At 42.7% G+C, this 17,639-nt stretch carries 18 protein-coding genes; 11 read left to right on the plus strand and 7 right to left on the minus strand.

The genetic code is table 11. The annotated features are described in order from the left end of the window. The first annotated feature begins 137 nt into the window (after positions 1-137). On the plus strand, positions 138-1,256 hold the full coding sequence (locus JWQ54_RS19100) for a ligase-associated DNA damage response exonuclease (RefSeq protein ID WP_299588054.1): 1,119 nt from the start codon (positions 138-140) through the stop codon (positions 1,254-1,256). After that, complete coding sequence (locus JWQ54_RS19105; protein WP_299588057.1) at positions 1,253-2,869, plus strand: ATP-dependent DNA ligase; 1,617 nt, start codon at positions 1,253-1,255, stop codon at positions 2,867-2,869. Before JWQ54_RS19100 ends, JWQ54_RS19105 begins: the two co-directional genes overlap by 4 nt. 4 nt (positions 2,870-2,873) lie before the next feature. Here the strand turns inward: JWQ54_RS19105 and JWQ54_RS19110 are convergent, their stop codons facing one another. Together JWQ54_RS19110 and JWQ54_RS19115 are read right to left on the minus strand one after the other, a co-directional pair. Beyond that, complete coding sequence (locus JWQ54_RS19110) at positions 2,874-3,692, minus strand: tetratricopeptide repeat protein (protein WP_367187120.1); 819 nt, start codon at positions 3,690-3,692, stop codon at positions 2,874-2,876. An 83-nt stretch (positions 3,693-3,775) separates the two neighbouring features. Further along, positions 3,776-4,096 (minus strand): toll/interleukin-1 receptor domain-containing protein, encoded by a 321-nt coding sequence (locus JWQ54_RS19115; protein WP_299588060.1) that lies wholly within the window; start codon positions 4,094-4,096, stop codon positions 3,776-3,778. A 310-nt stretch (positions 4,097-4,406) separates the two neighbouring features. On the opposite strand from JWQ54_RS19115, the gene JWQ54_RS19120 reads away from it, so the two are divergent. Then, the gene (locus tag JWQ54_RS19120) at positions 4,407-6,146 is read left to right on the plus strand and encodes a hypothetical protein (protein WP_299588061.1); all 1,740 of its coding nucleotides are present in this window, start codon (positions 4,407-4,409) and stop codon (positions 6,144-6,146) included. Between the two features lie 50 nt (positions 6,147-6,196). On the opposite strand, the gene ruvX is transcribed toward JWQ54_RS19120, so the two are convergent. Continuing rightward, positions 6,197-6,610 (minus strand): Holliday junction resolvase RuvX, encoded by a 414-nt coding sequence (ruvX, locus tag JWQ54_RS19125; protein WP_299588063.1) that lies wholly within the window; start codon positions 6,608-6,610, stop codon positions 6,197-6,199. Between the two features lie 247 nt (positions 6,611-6,857). On the opposite strand from ruvX, the gene rbsK reads away from it, so the two are divergent. The 6 genes from rbsK (at position 6,858) to JWQ54_RS19155 (ending at position 11,709) form a co-directional block, all read left to right on the plus strand. Further along, a complete protein-coding gene (gene rbsK, locus JWQ54_RS19130; RefSeq protein ID WP_299588065.1) occupies positions 6,858-7,766 on the plus strand; it encodes a ribokinase in 909 nt (302 codons plus the stop codon). Between the two features lie 16 nt (positions 7,767-7,782). Beyond that, positions 7,783-8,562, plus strand: coding sequence for a multidrug DMT transporter permease (locus tag JWQ54_RS19135; protein WP_299588067.1), 780 nt, complete (start codon positions 7,783-7,785; stop codon positions 8,560-8,562). Next, a complete protein-coding gene (locus JWQ54_RS19140; RefSeq protein ID WP_299588347.1) occupies positions 8,469-8,783 on the plus strand; it encodes a GRP family sugar transporter in 315 nt (104 codons plus the stop codon). Before JWQ54_RS19135 ends, JWQ54_RS19140 begins: the two co-directional genes overlap by 94 nt. A 363-nt stretch (positions 8,784-9,146) precedes the next feature. Beyond that, on the plus strand, positions 9,147-9,956 hold the full coding sequence (locus JWQ54_RS19145; RefSeq protein ID WP_299588070.1) for a thioredoxin family protein: 810 nt from the start codon (positions 9,147-9,149) through the stop codon (positions 9,954-9,956). 276 nt (positions 9,957-10,232) lie between these two features. Continuing rightward, the gene (locus JWQ54_RS19150) at positions 10,233-10,934 is read left to right on the plus strand and encodes a cytochrome b/b6 domain-containing protein (protein WP_299588073.1); all 702 of its coding nucleotides are present in this window, start codon (positions 10,233-10,235) and stop codon (positions 10,932-10,934) included. Then, positions 10,918-11,709, plus strand: a complete 792-nt coding sequence (locus JWQ54_RS19155) for a molybdopterin-dependent oxidoreductase (RefSeq protein ID WP_299588076.1) — start codon at positions 10,918-10,920, stop codon at positions 11,707-11,709. Before JWQ54_RS19150 ends, JWQ54_RS19155 begins: the two co-directional genes overlap by 17 nt. On the opposite strand, the gene JWQ54_RS19160 is transcribed toward JWQ54_RS19155, so the two are convergent. Both JWQ54_RS19160 and JWQ54_RS19165 read right to left on the minus strand, forming a co-directional pair. Continuing rightward, complete coding sequence (locus JWQ54_RS19160; RefSeq protein ID WP_299588079.1) at positions 11,710-12,093, minus strand: type II toxin-antitoxin system VapC family toxin; 384 nt, start codon at positions 12,091-12,093, stop codon at positions 11,710-11,712. It lies immediately after the preceding gene. Continuing rightward, entirely contained in the window at positions 12,080-12,307 is a 228-nt protein-coding gene (locus tag JWQ54_RS19165; protein ID WP_299588082.1) for a hypothetical protein, read from the minus strand. Before JWQ54_RS19165 ends, JWQ54_RS19160 begins: the two co-directional genes overlap by 14 nt. Positions 12,308-12,764: 457 nt before the next feature. Here JWQ54_RS19165 and JWQ54_RS19170 point away from each other — a divergent pair, with 457 nt between their 5' ends. Next, positions 12,765-14,126 (plus strand): MFS transporter, encoded by a 1,362-nt coding sequence (locus JWQ54_RS19170; protein ID WP_299588085.1) that lies wholly within the window; start codon positions 12,765-12,767, stop codon positions 14,124-14,126. Between the two features lie 72 nt (positions 14,127-14,198). Here JWQ54_RS19170 and JWQ54_RS19175 read toward each other — a convergent pair whose 3' ends face one another. Continuing rightward, positions 14,199-15,335, minus strand: coding sequence for an alpha/beta hydrolase (locus tag JWQ54_RS19175; RefSeq protein WP_299588088.1), 1,137 nt, complete (start codon positions 15,333-15,335; stop codon positions 14,199-14,201). 309 nt (positions 15,336-15,644) lie between these two features. Between JWQ54_RS19175 and JWQ54_RS19180 the strand changes: the two genes are divergently transcribed. Then, positions 15,645-16,646: a kelch-like protein gene (locus tag JWQ54_RS19180; protein ID WP_299588090.1), complete on the plus strand. Its 1,002-nt coding sequence runs from the start codon at positions 15,645-15,647 to the stop codon at positions 16,644-16,646. 55 nt (positions 16,647-16,701) lie between these two features. Here JWQ54_RS19180 and JWQ54_RS19185 read toward each other — a convergent pair whose 3' ends face one another. Beyond that, positions 16,702-17,577 (minus strand): sugar phosphate isomerase/epimerase, encoded by an 876-nt coding sequence (locus JWQ54_RS19185; protein ID WP_299588092.1) that lies wholly within the window; start codon positions 17,575-17,577, stop codon positions 16,702-16,704. Between the last annotated feature and the right edge of the window lie 62 nt (positions 17,578-17,639).

Here is a 17,639-nt window from a genome sequence, read left to right on the forward strand (position 1 = left end):
ACATTGGGTGTTTGAAACATTATCAATCACGCAGGCCTTCGACCTGCGTTAAATAAGGGTGAATCAGGGAAATAATAAGATATATTTCGAACGCTCAAGGGTTAAAACCAATTCATATTATTTAGGTTATTTATTATATGCCTAAAAAACCATTGCTTGAATTTACCGACAAGGGGATTTACTGCGCCACCGGGAAGTTTTATATCGACCCATGGAAGCCGGTTGACGATGCCGTGATAACGCATGCCCATGCCGATCATGCATATTGGGGACATAAGCATTATTTGGCTCACCATTTTTCGCGCGGGGTTTTGCTTTACCGTTTAGGCGAAATTCAATTACAAACAGTTGAGTACGGCGAAAAGATAATGAAGAACGGTGTGGAAATATCCTTGTTCCCGGCCGGGCATGTAATTGGCTCCGCGCAGATCAGGGTAGAATACCAGGGCGAAGTTTGGGTGGTTTCGGGCGATTATAAGGTGGAAGACGACGGCATCTCAACCCCGTTTGAACCGGTACGCTGTAATCATTTTATCTCAGAATGTACCTTCGGGATGCCGGTTTACCAATGGAAGCCGCAGGTTGATATTTTTAACGATGTTAACAGCTGGTGGTGCAGCAATACCGAACATAACCTTGCCACTGTAATTGTCGGCTACTCGCTGGGGAAGGCACAGCGCATTTTGCAAAACCTCGATCTTTCCATCGGGAAAGTTTACACCCATGGCGTAATTGAAAACACCAATGAAGCACTGCGGAGTAATGGGATAAAACTCAATGCTACAACAAGAATAACCGCTGATACACCAAAAGAGGAATTACGAAAAGGAATAATCATAGCGCCTCCATCATCAGCAGGCACACCATGGATGCGGAAGTTTAATCCTTACAGTTTTGGTTATTGCTCCGGCTGGATGGCTATCCGGGGGGCCAAGCGCAGAAGGGCAGCCGACCGCGGCTTTGTACTATCAGACCATGCGGACTGGGACGGGCTTATAGCTTCTATTGATGCGACAGGCTGCGATAGTGTTTACCTAACCCACGGCTATACGGCAACCTTTGCAAGATATTTAAATGAGATAGGCTTTGATGCACATGAGGTGCATACGCTTTATGGTGATGATGAGGGCATCAATAACGTGCCTGAAGAGGCTCCGGATGAACATAAGGCGCCCCAGGAAGGATTGAATAAAGATGCTAAGCAAGTCCTCTCCTTTGGAGAGGATTTAGGTGAGGCCGGAGGTACTGCATCATGAAAGCCTTTGCCCAACTTTTCCTTTCACTTGATGAAACCAACAAGACCAACGAAAAGGTTAAGGTTTTAAAAGATTACTTTAACAATGTGCCCGATACAGATAAAATGCACATGCTGGCACTGTTTTCCGGTCGTAAACCTAAACGGCAGATCAACTCTACGCTGGTTCGGAACTGGGCCATTGAGGCTTCTAAGATCCCGGCCTGGCTGTTTGAGGAAAGTTACCACGTGGTTGGCGACCTGGCCGAAACCATGGCGCTGCTGATGCCGCAAAACCGGGGTAACAGCAGTAAAACGCTAACGGAATGGATTGCCGAAATAAATGCATTGGGTAATAAAACAGAAGCAGAGAAAAAGCTCTGGCTGCTCGACTCATGGGCCATGCTGGATAGCAGCGAACGCTTTGTGTTTAATAAATTGCTTACCGGCAGTTTCAGGGTGGGGGTATCGCAAAGTTTGGTGATAAAAGCGCTGGCAGACATAACCGGTATTGAAGCCCCCGCATTAACTCACCGGATAATGGGTAACTGGATGCCGGAAACCTATACCTATGAGCAACTGGTACAGGAGCAAAGCGCATCGGATGATGTATCCAGGCCCTATCCCTTTTTCCTTGCATACCCCATCCAGGAAACATCCGAAAAACAAAAATCGACCGGTGAATTAAAGGTTGCTTTGGGCGATGAAGCAGAATGGCAGGCTGAATGGAAATGGGATGGCATCCGTTCACAACTCATAAAGCGCGGCGGTGAAATTTTTATCTGGAGCAGGGGCGAAGATTTAGCTACCGATAAATTTCCGGAATTACATCCATTTTTAAATGCGCTGCCTGACGGTACAGTAATAGATGGTGAGCTGTTGAGTTTTCAAAACGGATCACCCATGCCTTTCAATGTTTTGCAAACCCGTATCGGGCGTAAAAATCTGAATAAAATGATCCTGGAAGAAAGCCCGGTTGCTGTAATAGCTTATGATTGCATGGAATTTAATGGCGAAGACATCCGCAGCAAAACACAAGCTGAAAGGAGATTGATCTTAGAAGAATTACAAGCAGCAACACCCTTCCCGGAAACTTTCAGGATCTCGCCATTGATCCCATTTAATACCTGGGAAGAACTTGGTAAAATAAGGGAACAATCGCGCGCTATGATAGCCGAAGGCATAATGCTGAAACGCAAAAGCGCTGCTTACCAGGTTGGCCGCAAGCGCGGCGACTGGTGGAAATGGAAGATCGACCCGCTCTCGGTTGATGCCGTAATGATCTACGCCCAAAAAGGCCATGGCCGCCGTGCCGACCTGTATACTGATTATACCTTTGCAGTTTGGGATGGCGACAAGCTGGTGCCCTTTGCCAAAGCCTATAGCGGCCTAACCGATGCCGAGATAAACAAAGTGGATTATTTCGTTAAGCGCAACACGCTCGAAAAGTTCGGCCCGGTACGTACGGTAAAACCCGAGCTGGTTTTTGAGATTGGTTTTGAAGGGATCAATAAGTCAACCCGCCATAAATCAGGCATTGCCCTGCGTTTCCCACGTATATTAAGATGGCGGCTTGATAAGCCGAAAGAGGAAGCAGATACCATTGAAAGTTTGAGGGCGCTGCTGGGGGAGTGAGGGGTTAGTTTTTGAAATGTTTTTCAAGCAACTGACTTAAATTGTTTTGTACTAACTCAAGATGAGGGTCAATGCCTAATGCTGTTTCCAAATGAAGTTTTGCGCCTTCAAAGTCCGAAAAATGGATATATAGAAGCTGAGCTAAATTGTTATGGGCAAATGCAAATGTTGGATCTGATTTAATAGTCTCCTCATAATAGAATTTTGCACCGTCAAAGTCTGAGAAATGAGTTGTTAAAAGAGCAGCCAAATCATAGAGAGCGATTGTACTATTCGGTTCGATTATAATAGCTGACTCGTAAAGGTTTTTTGCTTTATGAAAATCTAAAAAACGATGTTTAAGTAAGAGAGCCAAATTTATATAGGCATTTGTAACTTTTGGATTGGTTTTAATTGCTTCTTCGTAATGGAATTTTGCACTGTCAAAGTCTAAATAATGGGTTTCAAAAAGAACAGCTAAATTAAAATGAGCATTCGTGAATTTGGAATCTATTTCAATGACGTCCTCAAAGTATTTTTTAGCTTTTTTATATTGCCTAACATCTGACGCTAACATTGCTTTTTGAAATAGTCCATGTTTATTATTGGGGTGTTTTCTTAAAAATTCATCCAGTTCCAGTTCCCGCTCTTCAATGTCTTCAATTTTACGAATTCGGATAGTTTCTTCAATTAAAAGCTCACCACTAAATCCTATGATATTTAATAAATCGTGATAATTCTCATCTTTTAATTTCTTATACGTTAAGGAATTAAGATCTGTGATTTTTTGAAAGAATCTAGGTAAGTTATCTTGAATGTTTTGGCACTTTTTTACATATTCTATAGATACCTCATTTGCATGTTTCTTTTTTAGTTTATCCGCTTTTTTCTTTTCTTCGACCCAATAATCATAATATACTTCTTGGTTTAGAGGGTTAAAATATGAGTTGCATTGTCAATAATTACGGGTAATATTCTTTTTTCAAACTCATGGGTATTTAATAATTCAATTACCTCATACATGCAATTCACACTACGTAGATATTCATCACTGATTACCATCAACACAAAATCACTTTTGCCAATTTGATGCATAAAATCTTTAATACTGGCTCTATAAGGCGCATCACGTATGTCACGGATTAATTGAATTCCAATGCCTTTAAAAATATCATCAATTTCATCAGCTATGTCCGCATTTGCCCAAGAGTATGATAAAAAGATATTTGGATTTAGGTTATCTGCCATTTCGATACTAAAATAGAATGAATTTGTGAAAAAACGTATAATGTGTATATTATCTCAAGTTCTATTCCATTCCCCATCCTTGTGCAAGCATCCAGGCGGGCAAAGAGGTTGGCTACGCGCCCATTTGTCTGAATCAGAATTTTCAGAATTAAAGAATTAACAGAATACACGCCGGCGAAATCTTATCATCCTTAAATCTTATGAATCAAGGTTCAAAAAAATTAGCACGAAATTCTGTAAAAGAGCTATTGCCGATATAGCAAATAGTCGTAAATTTATAGTATAACCTGCACGTAGCCATATATTTACAATGAAAAAGCATGCCTATATCTTCGGCCTGGCACTTGTTATAGCTTTTATTACAGCTCAGTCTTTTTATTACAGGTTGTCAAAAAAAGCTGTCACCGTGATTGGTAAGACGGTTACGTTATTGCCACGTCATATATCGGTTTGTGCGCCACCAATTATTGAGGATAGCCTTGTTGCTGACATTCCGCCAATGAGGGGCTGGGGCAATTACTCCATGAAAATTACCACCACGTCAGACAGTGCACAATTTTATTTCAACCAGGGCTTAAGTATGTACTATGCTTTTCATACGATTGAGGCTTATGCTTCATTTACCAAAGCAGCCAAAATTGATCCAGCCTGCGCAATGGCCTGGTATGGAAAGGCATTAGCCATGGGCCCAACCATTAACTACGCAAACGACTACAAGCCGTCATTAACCTCTTACGAATCTGCTTCGCGAAGCGCCGCGTTAACCATCAACTGCACACCGGTTGAAAAGGATCTTATAAACGCCATTCAACAGCGATATTCCGACGATTCCGCGATCAGCGTAAAGCAACTAAGAATAAATTATGCCGGCGCCATGCAAAAGGTTTATGAAAAATATCCGCATAATGCCGACGTAGTTACTTTATATGCGGATGCCCTGCTTTTATTACACCCATGGGACCTGTACACGCATGATTTTAAACCTAAACCCTGGACGCCGCGTATCCGGTCGTTATTAGAAGAGGCCTTGGTGATTTGTCCAAACCATCCCGGTGCCAATCACTATTATATCCACACCCTTGAAGCATCCGGGACGCCGGAGTTAGCCTTAAGAAGCGCCCATGTGCTGGATACGCTGATGCCTTCGGTATCGCACGTAACGCATATGCCATCTCATATTTATATCCGTACAGGGTACTACCAGCAAGGTATAAATAACAACAATGCAGCGGTTGCAGGTTATAGGGCATCCGTTAAGCAATATAAACCCGTCGCCGATAATGAAGTGTTATACGAGGCTCATAACATCCATCTTAAAGTTAACTGTGCACAAATGGGCGGTGCTTATAAAGTAGCCATCGATGGTGCAAAAGAGCTTCAAGGCCTGGTACCGTCAAATTATTTGAAGTCAAAAGCAGCTGATGGAAATTTTTTTCAGTACTTGTATGTGCAGCCTTTGATAACCAATGTACGGTTTGGAAAATGGGATGAGGTTTTAAATACCAGGGTAAATGAAGAATTGCCTTATGCATCATTATTACAGCATTTTTCAAGAGGAATGGCTTATTGCGCTAAAGGCAATACGGTAAAGGCAAAAGCAGAGCTGAACAAACTTGAACGGAAGATCCAGGATAAAGTGCTAAAATCTCCGCTGGATAATTTCAGCAGCGCTTATGAAGCTTCATATGTTGCGCGTTTGATACTGCAGGGAGTACTGGCATCAGCCGAAAAACAAGATGTGAAGGCTATAGAATACTTGCAAAAAGCCGTTACAGCCGAAGATAATTTGATCTATAACGAGCCGCGTGACTGGCCGTTACCTACGAGACATTACCTCGCCGATGTTTTAATCAAAGCCGGAAAATATGACCAGGCAATAGCCGTGCTTAATAAAGATCTGTTCATCAATCCGAATAACGGCTGGGCGCTAACCGGGCTTCAACTGGCCTGTCAGGGTACTAAGAATGCTCCGGAATTGGAAAAAGTAAAGATGCGGTTAAAAAGTGCCTTGAAGATCAGTGATGTAAAGATTGATAGGTCTGTATTTTAAAAATTGTCCTTCACTCATGCAAGTACCCGGACAGGCAAAAAAGAAGCGATTTAAAACCTGCTCTTCTCCATAAAAGACTGTAAAAGGATCACCGCCGAGATCGTATCCACCAATTCTTTATTCTGCCGGTGTTTTTTGTTCATGCCGCTTTGTGCAATGGTTGCTGATGCCATTTTTGAGGTAAACCGCTCATCCAGCATTTCTATGGGGATTTCGGGGAAGGTTTTCTTGAGGAGATTTACAAATCCCTTAACATGGATAGCTGACTGGGATGGGGTGTTATCCATCTGCTTGGGCTCGCCAACTACGAAGCGTTCTACCTGCTCGGTTTGGAGATATTTTTTAAGGTAATCGATGATGTGGAGCGGGTGGATGGTGTCCAGTCCGGTTGCGATGATCTGCATGGGGTCGGTAACGGCAATGCCGATGCGTTTGGTACCGTAATCAAAAGCCATGATTCTCATAGATTTGAGATAGGAGATGTGAGATATGAGATTAGGAGCAGCATGGGGCAAAGATAGTGGTTATTGATAGTAATTTTAATGGTGAATGGTTCTTTCCTTTTGGCGGCATGTAACCGGATCTTTCCGTTCCGGCTTAAATATTTTCTTTTTTAAAAGAAAAATCTTCTAAATTCAATGTTAATTTTAAATGGATCTATATTTATCAGATCCATCCCGCCTGCTTTAAAAGTATAAAACCAATAACCTGATGAAACCCTTTATTGTTGTAATTGGAAGCTCAAATACCGACATGGTTATTAAGGCCGGGCGTTTGCCTGCTCCCGGCGAAACCGTTTTGGGCGGCACCTTTATGATGAATGCCGGGGGTAAGGGGGCAAACCAGGCTGTTGCTGCTGCACGTTTAGGCGGCAATGTTGTTTTTATTGCCAAAACAGGGGAAGATATTTTTGGCAAACAGGCAATTGAACTGTTTAAACAGGAGGGGATAGATCCCGGCTATATTATTCCGGATGCAGAAAATCCATCAGGTGTAGCCCTGATAACGGTAGATGCCAATGGAGAAAACTGTATTGTTGTTGCGTCGGGCGCCAATGCCGCTTTGAAACCTGCAGACCTGCAGAAGGCAAAACACATTATAGAAAATGCCGCTTTAATATTAATTCAACTCGAAATTCCTTTTGAAACGGTTGAGTATGTAGTAAACCTGGCAGCTGAAAAAAGTGTAAAAGTAATGCTGAACCCGGCCCCGGCATATCTGCTCCCTGATGAATTGCTGCGTAAGATCTCTATCATTACGCCCAATGAAACCGAAGCCGGATTGCTTTCGGGGATTAAGGTTATCAACAGGCAAAGTGCCGAAGCTGCTGCACGGCTGCTGGCTGCAAAGGGCGTTGAAACCGTTATTATTACCATGGGCGCCGAAGGTGCGCTACTGCTTCATGATGGCGTGTGTCATTTTTTTGAGGCCCCGGTTTGCAATGCCATTGATACTACCGCTGCCGGAGATGTTTTTAATGGCGCCCTGGCTGTGGCGCTTTTTAACGGGAAAGGCATTTTGGAGGCCGTTCCTTTTGCCGTCCGGGCGGCATCCATTTCGGTATGCAGAATGGGCGCGCAGTCGTCTGCCCCTTACCTGGATGAATTAAACGCGTTTTAACCTGATTCTTAAAAATATGTTTATCATTTCAACCTATCCTGTAGCAGTAATATTCTGTATCATCACCATGATTTGCTGGGGCTCGTGGGCCAACACCCAAAAAATTGCCGGTAAAAATTGGCGGTTCGAGCTGTTTTATTGGGATTACGTTATTGGCGTCGTGCTTTTTTCCTTGCTTTCGGCATTAACCCTGGGCAGTTACGGCCATGGTGGCAGGAGCTTTTTAGCGGACCTAAAACAGGCCGACAGCGACAGCATTATCAAAGCCATTATAGGCGGCGTTATATTTAACGCCGCAAATATTTTATTGTCAGCCGCTATTTCTATTGCCGGCATGGCAGTAGCCTTCCCGGTTGGTATTGGCATCGCCTTAATTGTTGGCGTTATCATCAATTACGTAACAGCGCCGCAGGGTAACCTGCAATACATTGTTATCGGCATAGTTTTAATTATGGCCGCCATCATTGTGAATGCTATAGCGCATCAAAAATCGAGAAGGAATGAAAAGAAACTATCGTTCAAAGGCCTGCTGATCTCGGTTTTGGCTGGTTTACTGATGTCATTATTTTACAGGTTCATCGCCTCCTCTATGGATCTTTCAAATTTTCAACAGCCTGCTGTTGGCAAAATGACGCCCTATACCGCCGTATTTATTTTTTCGCTGGGCATATTATCAGTAATTTTATTTTCAACAGCATCCTCATTTACAAACCATTTGAAGGGGCGCCAACCAGCTACGCAGCCTGGTTTAAAGGAAAACTCTCCCTGCACTTTACCGGCATACTTGGCGGTGTAATATGGGGCATAGGTAATTCATTCAACCTGATTGCCGCCGGTAAGGCCGGACCGGCAATATCATACGGCCTTGGCCAGGGCGCAACCATGGTTGCAGCATTATGGGGCGTTTTTATCTGGAAGGAATTTAAACAAAAAGGAGAATCTACAGGCGGCCTGATTACGGCTATGTTCCTATTGTTTATCGGCGGTTTGGGGATGCTAATATATTCGGGGATATAGGTTTTTTGAATTAGCGGGTGCTGATTTTTGATGCTATTCCTGTAATAGCCGGGCAACATCGCATCATCCGATGTTTGGGTATTTTGTTTGATTAGGGCCTTATATATTCCTCATTGCCACAGCGTCTCCGGCTTGTGCCCGCGTTCCCGGTAACCGGGTGACTTTAACTTTCGCATAAAATGAGCCCTAACGTTAGTCTTCTTTAGCTTAATGAAATTGCCCTTTCACCACAATCCTGTACAAGTTTATACAAGTTGATTCACTTTTATTTCTAAAAATAAAAAGGTCTAATTTTATTGTAAGGAATTAAAGCCCAATCCGACTAAACAATAAAAACGTAAATAAACAGTAAATGATACTATAATGAGATCGATAAAAATATTCGGCTTTGCCGCCCTGTTTGGTGCGGCGGCCCTGGCATCAACAGCTTTTATTAATGTTAAGCTGTTAAACAAAGTAAACTTAGAGAGCAAAGGCTTTGCAGTTGTTGAGCTGTTTACCTCCGAGGGCTGCTCAAGCTGTCCGCCGGCAGATGAGCTGGTTGCCAAAATTGAAAAAGAAAGCAAGGACAAGCCGGTTTATATCCTGGCCTTTCATGTTGACTATTGGAACCGTTTAGGCTGGAAGGACCAGTTTAGCAGCGCCGATTTTTCGAAAAGGCAGCATGATTATGCCAGGTATTTAAACCTGCAAGGTGTTTACACGCCGCAGATAGTAGTAAATGGAAAAACTGAATTTGTTGGCTCGCAGGAAGGCACGCTTCGCAACGCAATCCGTACCGGTCTTCAAAAAGCAGCAACTGCCCGGGTGGATCTGAATGTTTCTGCCATTGATCAAAAACAGGCCAGCCTTAAATATACCGTTGAGGGTATCGATAAAAACACGGTATTGCAGGTAGCTATTTTGGAAAAAGCGGCAACTTCAAAAGTAGCGGCTGGTGAAAATAGCGGCAGGACGTTATCGCATGTTCAAATTGTACGCAAACTGCAGCAGGTAGTTTTAAGTACAAATAACGGCACAGCAGGTATTATCTTGCCACATGGTTTTGACGCAAAAAAATGGGAGATAGTTGGCTTTTTACAAAACAAGATAACCGGTGCAGTTACAGGGGCAGGCAGGGCGGCGTTTTCCAACGAAGCAATGGCGTCAGCAGCTCAGGGAAATCGCTTTTAAAATATCTGGATGGCAAATTTTGGCTGAAGCCGCTTTTCGTTCCTTCGCTACCGCCCCATAAATGGGACGGCAATGAACGTTTAGCTACTTTAAAAGTGGATCAGTCCTTAAATCATTGCCGTTGGGCTTCAGCCAACGGTTTAATTGGCAGAAATTAGTCAGGCTTTAGCCAAAAAATATTCGTAGTTTTTTAAAAGCGATTTCCCTGGTCGACAACTGTAAAGGGAGCTAATTAGTATTATTTTTAGCTAACTTTACATCCGGTTACACATAAATATGATGAAAGCCATAAAAGAAAAACACTCCTTAGCCATGCGGTGGTGCCATTGGGTAAACTTCCCCATTCTCACCATTATGATCTGGAGCGGCATGCTGATCTACTGGGCAAATGACGAATATAAGTTTACCCTGTTTGGCCATACTTTTTTCCGCTTTTTTCCCGATTGGTTTTATCATGCCTTAAAGATCCCGCATCGTTTATCCGAAGGTATGGCATTTCATTTCCTGTTTATGTGGTTTTTTGCACTCAACGGCATCCTGTATATTTTATACACCACCATATCCGGCGACTGGCGCGAGCTGGTACCAAAAAAGAACTCGTTTAAAGAAGCCTGGCTGGTGCTGCTGCATGATCTGCACATCCGCAAAATGGCACCGCCGCAAAAAAAATATAACGCTGCTCAGCGCATAGCTTATACGGCTATTGTTCTTATGGGCATCGGCTCGGTGGTTACAGGTTTGGCGATTTATAAACCGGTGCAGTTTAATTATTTGGTGTGGATGTGCGGCGGTTATCATTTTGCCAGGATCCTTCATTTTGCCTTAACGCTTGGCTATGTGTTCTTCTTCGTGATCCATGTTGTGCAGGTTTTCCTGGCGGGATGGAATAATTTCAGATCAGTTATTTCGGGCTTTGAAGTAGTTAATGAAACCCCTCAACCAGCTATTCAAACAAACAACGATGAGCACTCCAAATAAAAAAACAAAAAAGCCGCTTACCATTGAGCAGAAGATAAACAGGCGCAACTTTATATCATTTGCCAGCTTCGCAATCTTAGCCGGTGGTGCTTATGAAGGATGGCGATGGCTCTATAAATCTCCGAAGGAAGCCGCAGGCGGCATAACAGCAGGCGCCCGCAAACCGCTCCGCAAGGCGCTTAACAAAACCGAGTTGCTTTTCAGGAGGGTATTCAGTGATAACCACCTGGTTAAAACCTACCCCAAGTCAATGGCGGCCAAACATGTGCGGGTTAACAGCGACATTGGCATTGAGGCAGCCAAAAAGTTTGACCCTGCAACCTGGAAATTACAGGTAAAGAAAAAGGGCGGTGAGGTATTGCAGGTTAGTTTACAAGAGCTGATGGCCTTACCAAAAACCGAGATCATCTATGATTTTAAATGCGTGGAAGGCTGGGACCAGATCTCGCATTGGGCCGGTGTAAAGTTCAGCGATTTTATAAAACAATACCAGCTGGATGACTATGCAAAAATGGAATACGTGGGGATGGAGACCCCTGACAACGGCTATTATGTAGGCTTAGACATGCCAAGCGCCATGCACCCCCAAACCCTGCTGGCCTATGAGATGAATGATAAGCTGCTCCCGTTAGAACATGGTGCGCCTTTGCGTCTTATCATCCCGGTAAAATACGGTATAAAAAACCTTAAACGCATTGGCACAATAACCTTCAGCAACACCCGCCCCAGGGATTATTGGGCCGAGGAAGGATATGATTATTATTCTGGATTGTAGTTAAACCAATATAATGTTATCTATTTCTAGAAAATGCTTATCAAGTGTAAAAAGTGGCAAGTTAAATTGAACAGCTATAGCTGCTATCCAAATGTCATTTTCAGGTATAGGTTTACCTTTATTCTTTAGTGCAGCTTTAATACCCCCATAAAAATCTGCTGTAGCAACGTCTGGCATTAATACTGCATAATTTTGCAAGAATTGGTGTAATTGGTCAAGGTGCTTTTTTACGTTTGCAGAGCGATAAGCCCCGTAATATAACTCCCCGACGGCAATTGACGGAATAAATATTTCTGAAAAAGTATGGAGTTGGGTGGTTAAATCGTTGTTTTTAAAGGTGTGAATTATGATGCTGGTATCCAACAAACAGTTATTTCCAGTCATCTTCATTTATTTGTTCGCACCCGTCTTCTATTATACGTTCAAGTTCATTCACTTCTTCTAAAGACAGCGTTCCTTTAAAATCTTGATAACTTTGGCTGCGAGGCAGTCGTCCTTTTGATTTAGCCAAAACTGTTTCAAGTTCTGCTAAGACTGTATCACTATCAACCTTTAATAGTTCTTCTATTAAATGTAATTTTTTTGTTTCCGAGTACATGATACCACTCCTTTTAATCAAAAATACAAAATAAAGATTGCTGTTGCAAGCGTAAATACTTGATTCCTTTTTGGCTGAGATTACCTGTAGCTATTCCCCTATTTGGATTTGCCGTTGCCATAACGGGCCGCTAAATCTGTTATTGTTTTTCCCCGGTTGTCTCATAGGTTGATTTTTCCTATATATGCATGCCCCTTATATTGAGACAGGTGCCGAATGTCACGAAATCTTTTAAGCCTGGTTTTTACATTAATCTGCTTATTCTGTCAGTAGCTTAACGCCGAAAAAACTAAAACATAAATATAAAAACATCTTTCATTTTCATACCCCCACGTATTTTAAAGTTCAAACTTGCACCTGTTTTGGTTAAAGGTATAATTCACTTAACATGCATAAAGCATTTATTAGGACTTAAACACTATTAGATATACACTTAATATTTGCATATTGCATGCGCATGCCGGTTACAAAGCTTCCTTTTCCAAAACAACTTGCCTATGCCTGCGGCATGATAGGCTGGAGCATTATGACCAATATTATTATTGTGATGCTGCCTTATTTTTATTTGGCGCCCTCAAATTCAGGGTTAATTCCCCTTGTTCCGCAATTGCTTCTGTTTGGGGTATTTAATGTCATGGCGGTTGTTTTAACATCAGGCCGTTTGGTTGATGCTGTTTTTGACCCGTTTATAGCCTCGCTAAGCGATAAAAGCCACAACCCCAAAGGCCGTCGCATCCCCTTTATGAAATGGGCCATTTTACCGGCCATTCTTTTTTGCGGACTAACTTTTTGTCCGCTGGTTAAAGCAGAAAGCGTTCACAATGCTGTATGGTTAACGTTTACACTCATCTTCTTTTTTATGAGTGTAACCGCTTATGTAATTCCTTATAATGCCTTATTACCTGAACTTACCAGCACATCTGCCGAAAAAGTTAAGCTTTCTTCTTTACAGCAGGTCGGTTTTGTAATAGGTATTATTATCGGGGCAATGGTAAATAACTTTGCAGACCTGGTACAAAACTCCTTTCATATAACCAACCGGGACACCGCAGTTCAGTACACTGTTTGGGGCCTTTGTGTTTTTGCAGGTTTAATTATGCTGGTACCGGTATTTGCCATTGATGAAAAAAAGTATTCTGAAAGCAAGCCATCACATTTACCTATATTACAGGCTATCCGTAAAACGTTTAGTCAACGGAATTTTAAATACTATTTGCTCGCTGATTTTTCGTTTTATATGGCGCTCAGTATCATGTCAAGCGGCTTGCTGTTTTTTATTACAGTGCTTCTTAACCTGCCCAAATCAATGGGCGGCCCGTTAATGGGCGTAATGGTAGTGGTTTCGCTGGTGTTTTACCCTCTGATAAATTACCTATCAAAAAAGATCGGCAAAAAGCCAATCGTACTGTTTTCATTCGCGTTGCTCAGCCTGATATTTGCCATGATTTATTTCTTAGGAAAATTCCCGGTTTCGCCTGAAGTGCAGGTTTATACCCTCGTGCTTTGCACCGCATTTCCGCTGGCTTCCCTGGGGATCTTACCCAATGCCATACTTGCCGAAATTGCTGAAAAAGATGCCATTGATACCGGGGAAAATAATGAAGGGATGTTCTTTGCTGTTAAATACCTATCTGTAAAACTGGGGCAAACATTAGGTATAGCCCTATTTGCCTTCCTTACCGTTTATGGAATAGATCCCGGCCACGACTTTGGCTTGCGCCTTAACGGTATTTGCGGGTTTGCGCTTTGCCTGGCCGCGTTTATTTTCTTTACCCGCTTCAAAGAGAAGGCTTTGAAGAAAGTTGGCAGGGGGCAGTGAGCAGTTGGCCGTAGTTGATGGTAGGTAATCCGACTATGAACTGTTAACTATAAGCTAAACTTTATCACTCCATTAACGAGCCTTGGTTACTGTATTTAAAAAAAATTCAACTGCATAGGTTGATAGCTGTCCGCCCGGGCCATTCAAATTATAATCAAATCCGTGGGTTGCCCAGGGCAGCTTTAACAAATAATGTTTGATGCCGTTTTGCTGTAATTTTAAGTTAAGGCGACGGCTGTGCTCCGGCGATACCAGCACGTCATTATCTCCATGAATGATAAGTGTTGGAACAGACCGTTTATCAACAAACTCCAATGGGGAGCAGGCTGCATACTTCTTTGGCACCTGGCTATAGGCCCCCCCAATGTAATTCTCCATAACTTTTCGCGAATCCATTATCCACGGACTTGATGGTACAGAGTAGCCCCAAACCATATCCGCAGGTCCGTAAAAATCAATTACACCTTTTAATGCAGGATCATGCATGGTATATGCACCCAATAAAGCTATCTGTGCACCAGCGGAGCGGCCCAGTAAAACAAAATTATTGGTATCTATATGTAATTCATCAGCATGTTTTTTGAGATAAGCCATAGCAGCCTCTACATCTTTAACCGGGGCCGGGGTTTGGTATTTAGGTGCCAGGCGATAGTTTATAGAAGCAACATTATAGCCTTTTGCAGCGAGGTAACCATTTAATTCGGGTAATTGCCGGCTATCACCTCCGGCCCATGAGCCGCCATGAACTACTATTATACAAGGTTTATTACCTGCTATTTGCGAAGGGTAAAGATCAAGGCTCATCGAAGTATCAGCGTACTTTACATAAGTTAAAGTTTGGTAAGGAATATCTTTTGTTCTTTTAAATAAATCCTCAATGCTGAGTCCATATGATATAACAGGCGAGCTATCGGTATAAATACCACCTAAAGAATAAATCATATCCTGTTTAATATTTTTTGACACCCAATAAGCTCTAAAAATTGGTGAAAGAAAAATACCCAGCGTGGCCAGCCCCAAAATAGTACCGGCCAGCTGATAGCGCTGCACCCAAAAACCCGATGCGGTTAATAATGCAGTAACGCCAATAAATAATAAAGGGAATTCAGTTACCACAATTGCCAGCAGCCATAAATGATATTCAGGCGCTTTAAAAATACAAAGGAGCGAGATTAGAAATAAAATGAGAATGGGGAAAAAACGGATCATTTAATATTTTTTGTTATGCAGATACCTGATGCGCCCCGTTTACGGGTTATATACTGTTTTATGAAATAAATAACTGGTCGCTTATTCATGTTATAATTTACGATGAATTTGTTGAACAGCGATTTATCATTTATAACTAATTATGCTCTCTTTAACCTTATGCGCACAAACGCCTAAAATAATTCAAATCATTCATACATCAGCATAAGGACGGGCAGATGGAGCGGAAAAGTACCTTTGTTTCCTATAAGCTGTAGTAATGTTTGAGCAGATCCTCAAATATTTGTCCTATTTTTAAACAAACCAATTATGATGAATAAGTTTATCGCCAGCCTTATTGCCCTAATGGGCTTTGCCTATATTTTAAAAGCCCAGGATACCGTCCAAACAAACAAAGCGCACAGCTGGCAAATAATTACCACACAAGGCGAGCCGGTAAAAAGGGAGGATTGTGGTTTTGTTGAAGCAAACAAGCAATTTTATTTGATTGGCGGCAGGGGTATTAAATCTGTTGATGTGTTCGACCCCAAAACAAATTCATGGATCCACAAAAACAATACGCCGTTTGAAATGCATCACTTCCAGGCGGTGACTTATAAAAACCAGGTCTATGTAATTGGGGGGATGGCAGGCGGCTACCCGCATGAAAAGCCACTGGAAAATATTTATATCTATAACATCCAAAAAGACGAATGGCAAAAGGGACCCACAATGCCGCCCGGCAGGTTGCGGGGCTCGGGCGGCACCGTAGTTTATAATAACAAGATCTATCTGATTGGCGGCATCCGTGACGGTCATTTTGATGGAACTGTAAACTGGATGGATGAGTTTAACCCCGAAACCGGCAGCTGGAGAACTTTGCCTGATGCCCCGCGGGGCCGCGATCATTTTCATGCCGTGGTTATTGACAAGCAGCTTTATTTGGCTGGCGGCAGGCGCACATCTGCAAAAACAAATGAAGTGATCCAGCTTACTATCCCTGAAGTTGACGTGTTCGATTTTAAAACCCAAACATGGAAAACCTTGCCGGCGAGTCAGAACTTACCTGCGCTACGGGCGGGCTGTACCGCTGTTGCCTGGAAACAAAAGCTGGTGGTAATTGGCGGCGAGAGCATCACCCAAAAAGAATCGCACCATGAAGCGGAGGCTTTTGATCCCAAAACAGGGAGCTGGACCAAGCTTGCCAACCTGGTAACCGGCCGGCATGATACCGGGGCGCTATCTTACAAAAACAAGATCTATATAGCAGCAGGCGCTGCTAACCGTGGCGGCGGCCCCGATCAAAGTACCATTGAAGTATTAACCCCATAAAAAAACCGGGCACTTCAATTGAAGACCCGGCCTGAGTTGATTGATTGAAAGATTTTTAAACTAAATTACTTTTTATGTAGGTAATACTTTTGGTAATGCTGTCAAAAGGATTGCCGGGGCAAACATCCTGCTCAACAAAGAAGTATTTCATGCCTGCTTTATTGGCATGTTTAAATATATTTTTGAAATCAATTACGCCATTACCAACTTCGGTAAACATGCGTTTTTCTGTTTTATCCATATCCTTAACATGCCACAGCGGGAAACGGCCGGGATGCTCATTGATCAACGCGATAGGGTCCTGGTTGGCTTTGGTTACCCAATAAAGGTCCATTTCCATTTTTACCAGGTTTTTGTCGGTATTGGCAAGCAATGTCTCGTATGGATATTTACCGTCTTCCTGTATAAATTCAAAGTCGTGGTTATGGTAGCAAAGCTGGATGCCCGCCTTTTTGCAGATCTCTCCGGCTGTATTCATGTCCGCACCTATTTTTTTGTAATGGTCAAGCGTTCCGCGTTCTGCTGGTGACAGCCATGCACATACCATATATTTAACGCCAACCGCTGCTGCATCATCAACGGCTTTACTCCAGTCGTTTAACAGGGTGCCCTTCACATCTTTGCCGTCTTCGCCCAAACGGTAGTGGCTGCTTGGCATTATCAGTCCACTATCCTTTAAAAGCTTTGAAAACTTAGCTGAATCCATTCCGTAAAACAGCTCGCTGCCCGTATAGGTGGCGCCCTCAACCGAGGTATAGCCTATTTGTGCAACCTTAGCCAAAGCTGCTACCGGGTCAGCTCCCATAGCATCTCTAACTGTGTACAATTGAAGCCCAATATATTTTTTGTCGTACGCAAATAATTTAGGGGCAACTAATAACCCGGCTGAAAGCACAGCCGAAGTTTTAATAAATGATCTCCTGGTACTCATGGTTTTTAAATTGGTGATTGTAAATATAGTGTATTGTTTACACTAAACAAATATTTTTTGGT

The sequence above is a fragment of the Mucilaginibacter sp. genome, from assembly GCF_028288225.1.
Lineage (GTDB): Bacteria > Bacteroidota > Bacteroidia > Sphingobacteriales > Sphingobacteriaceae > Mucilaginibacter.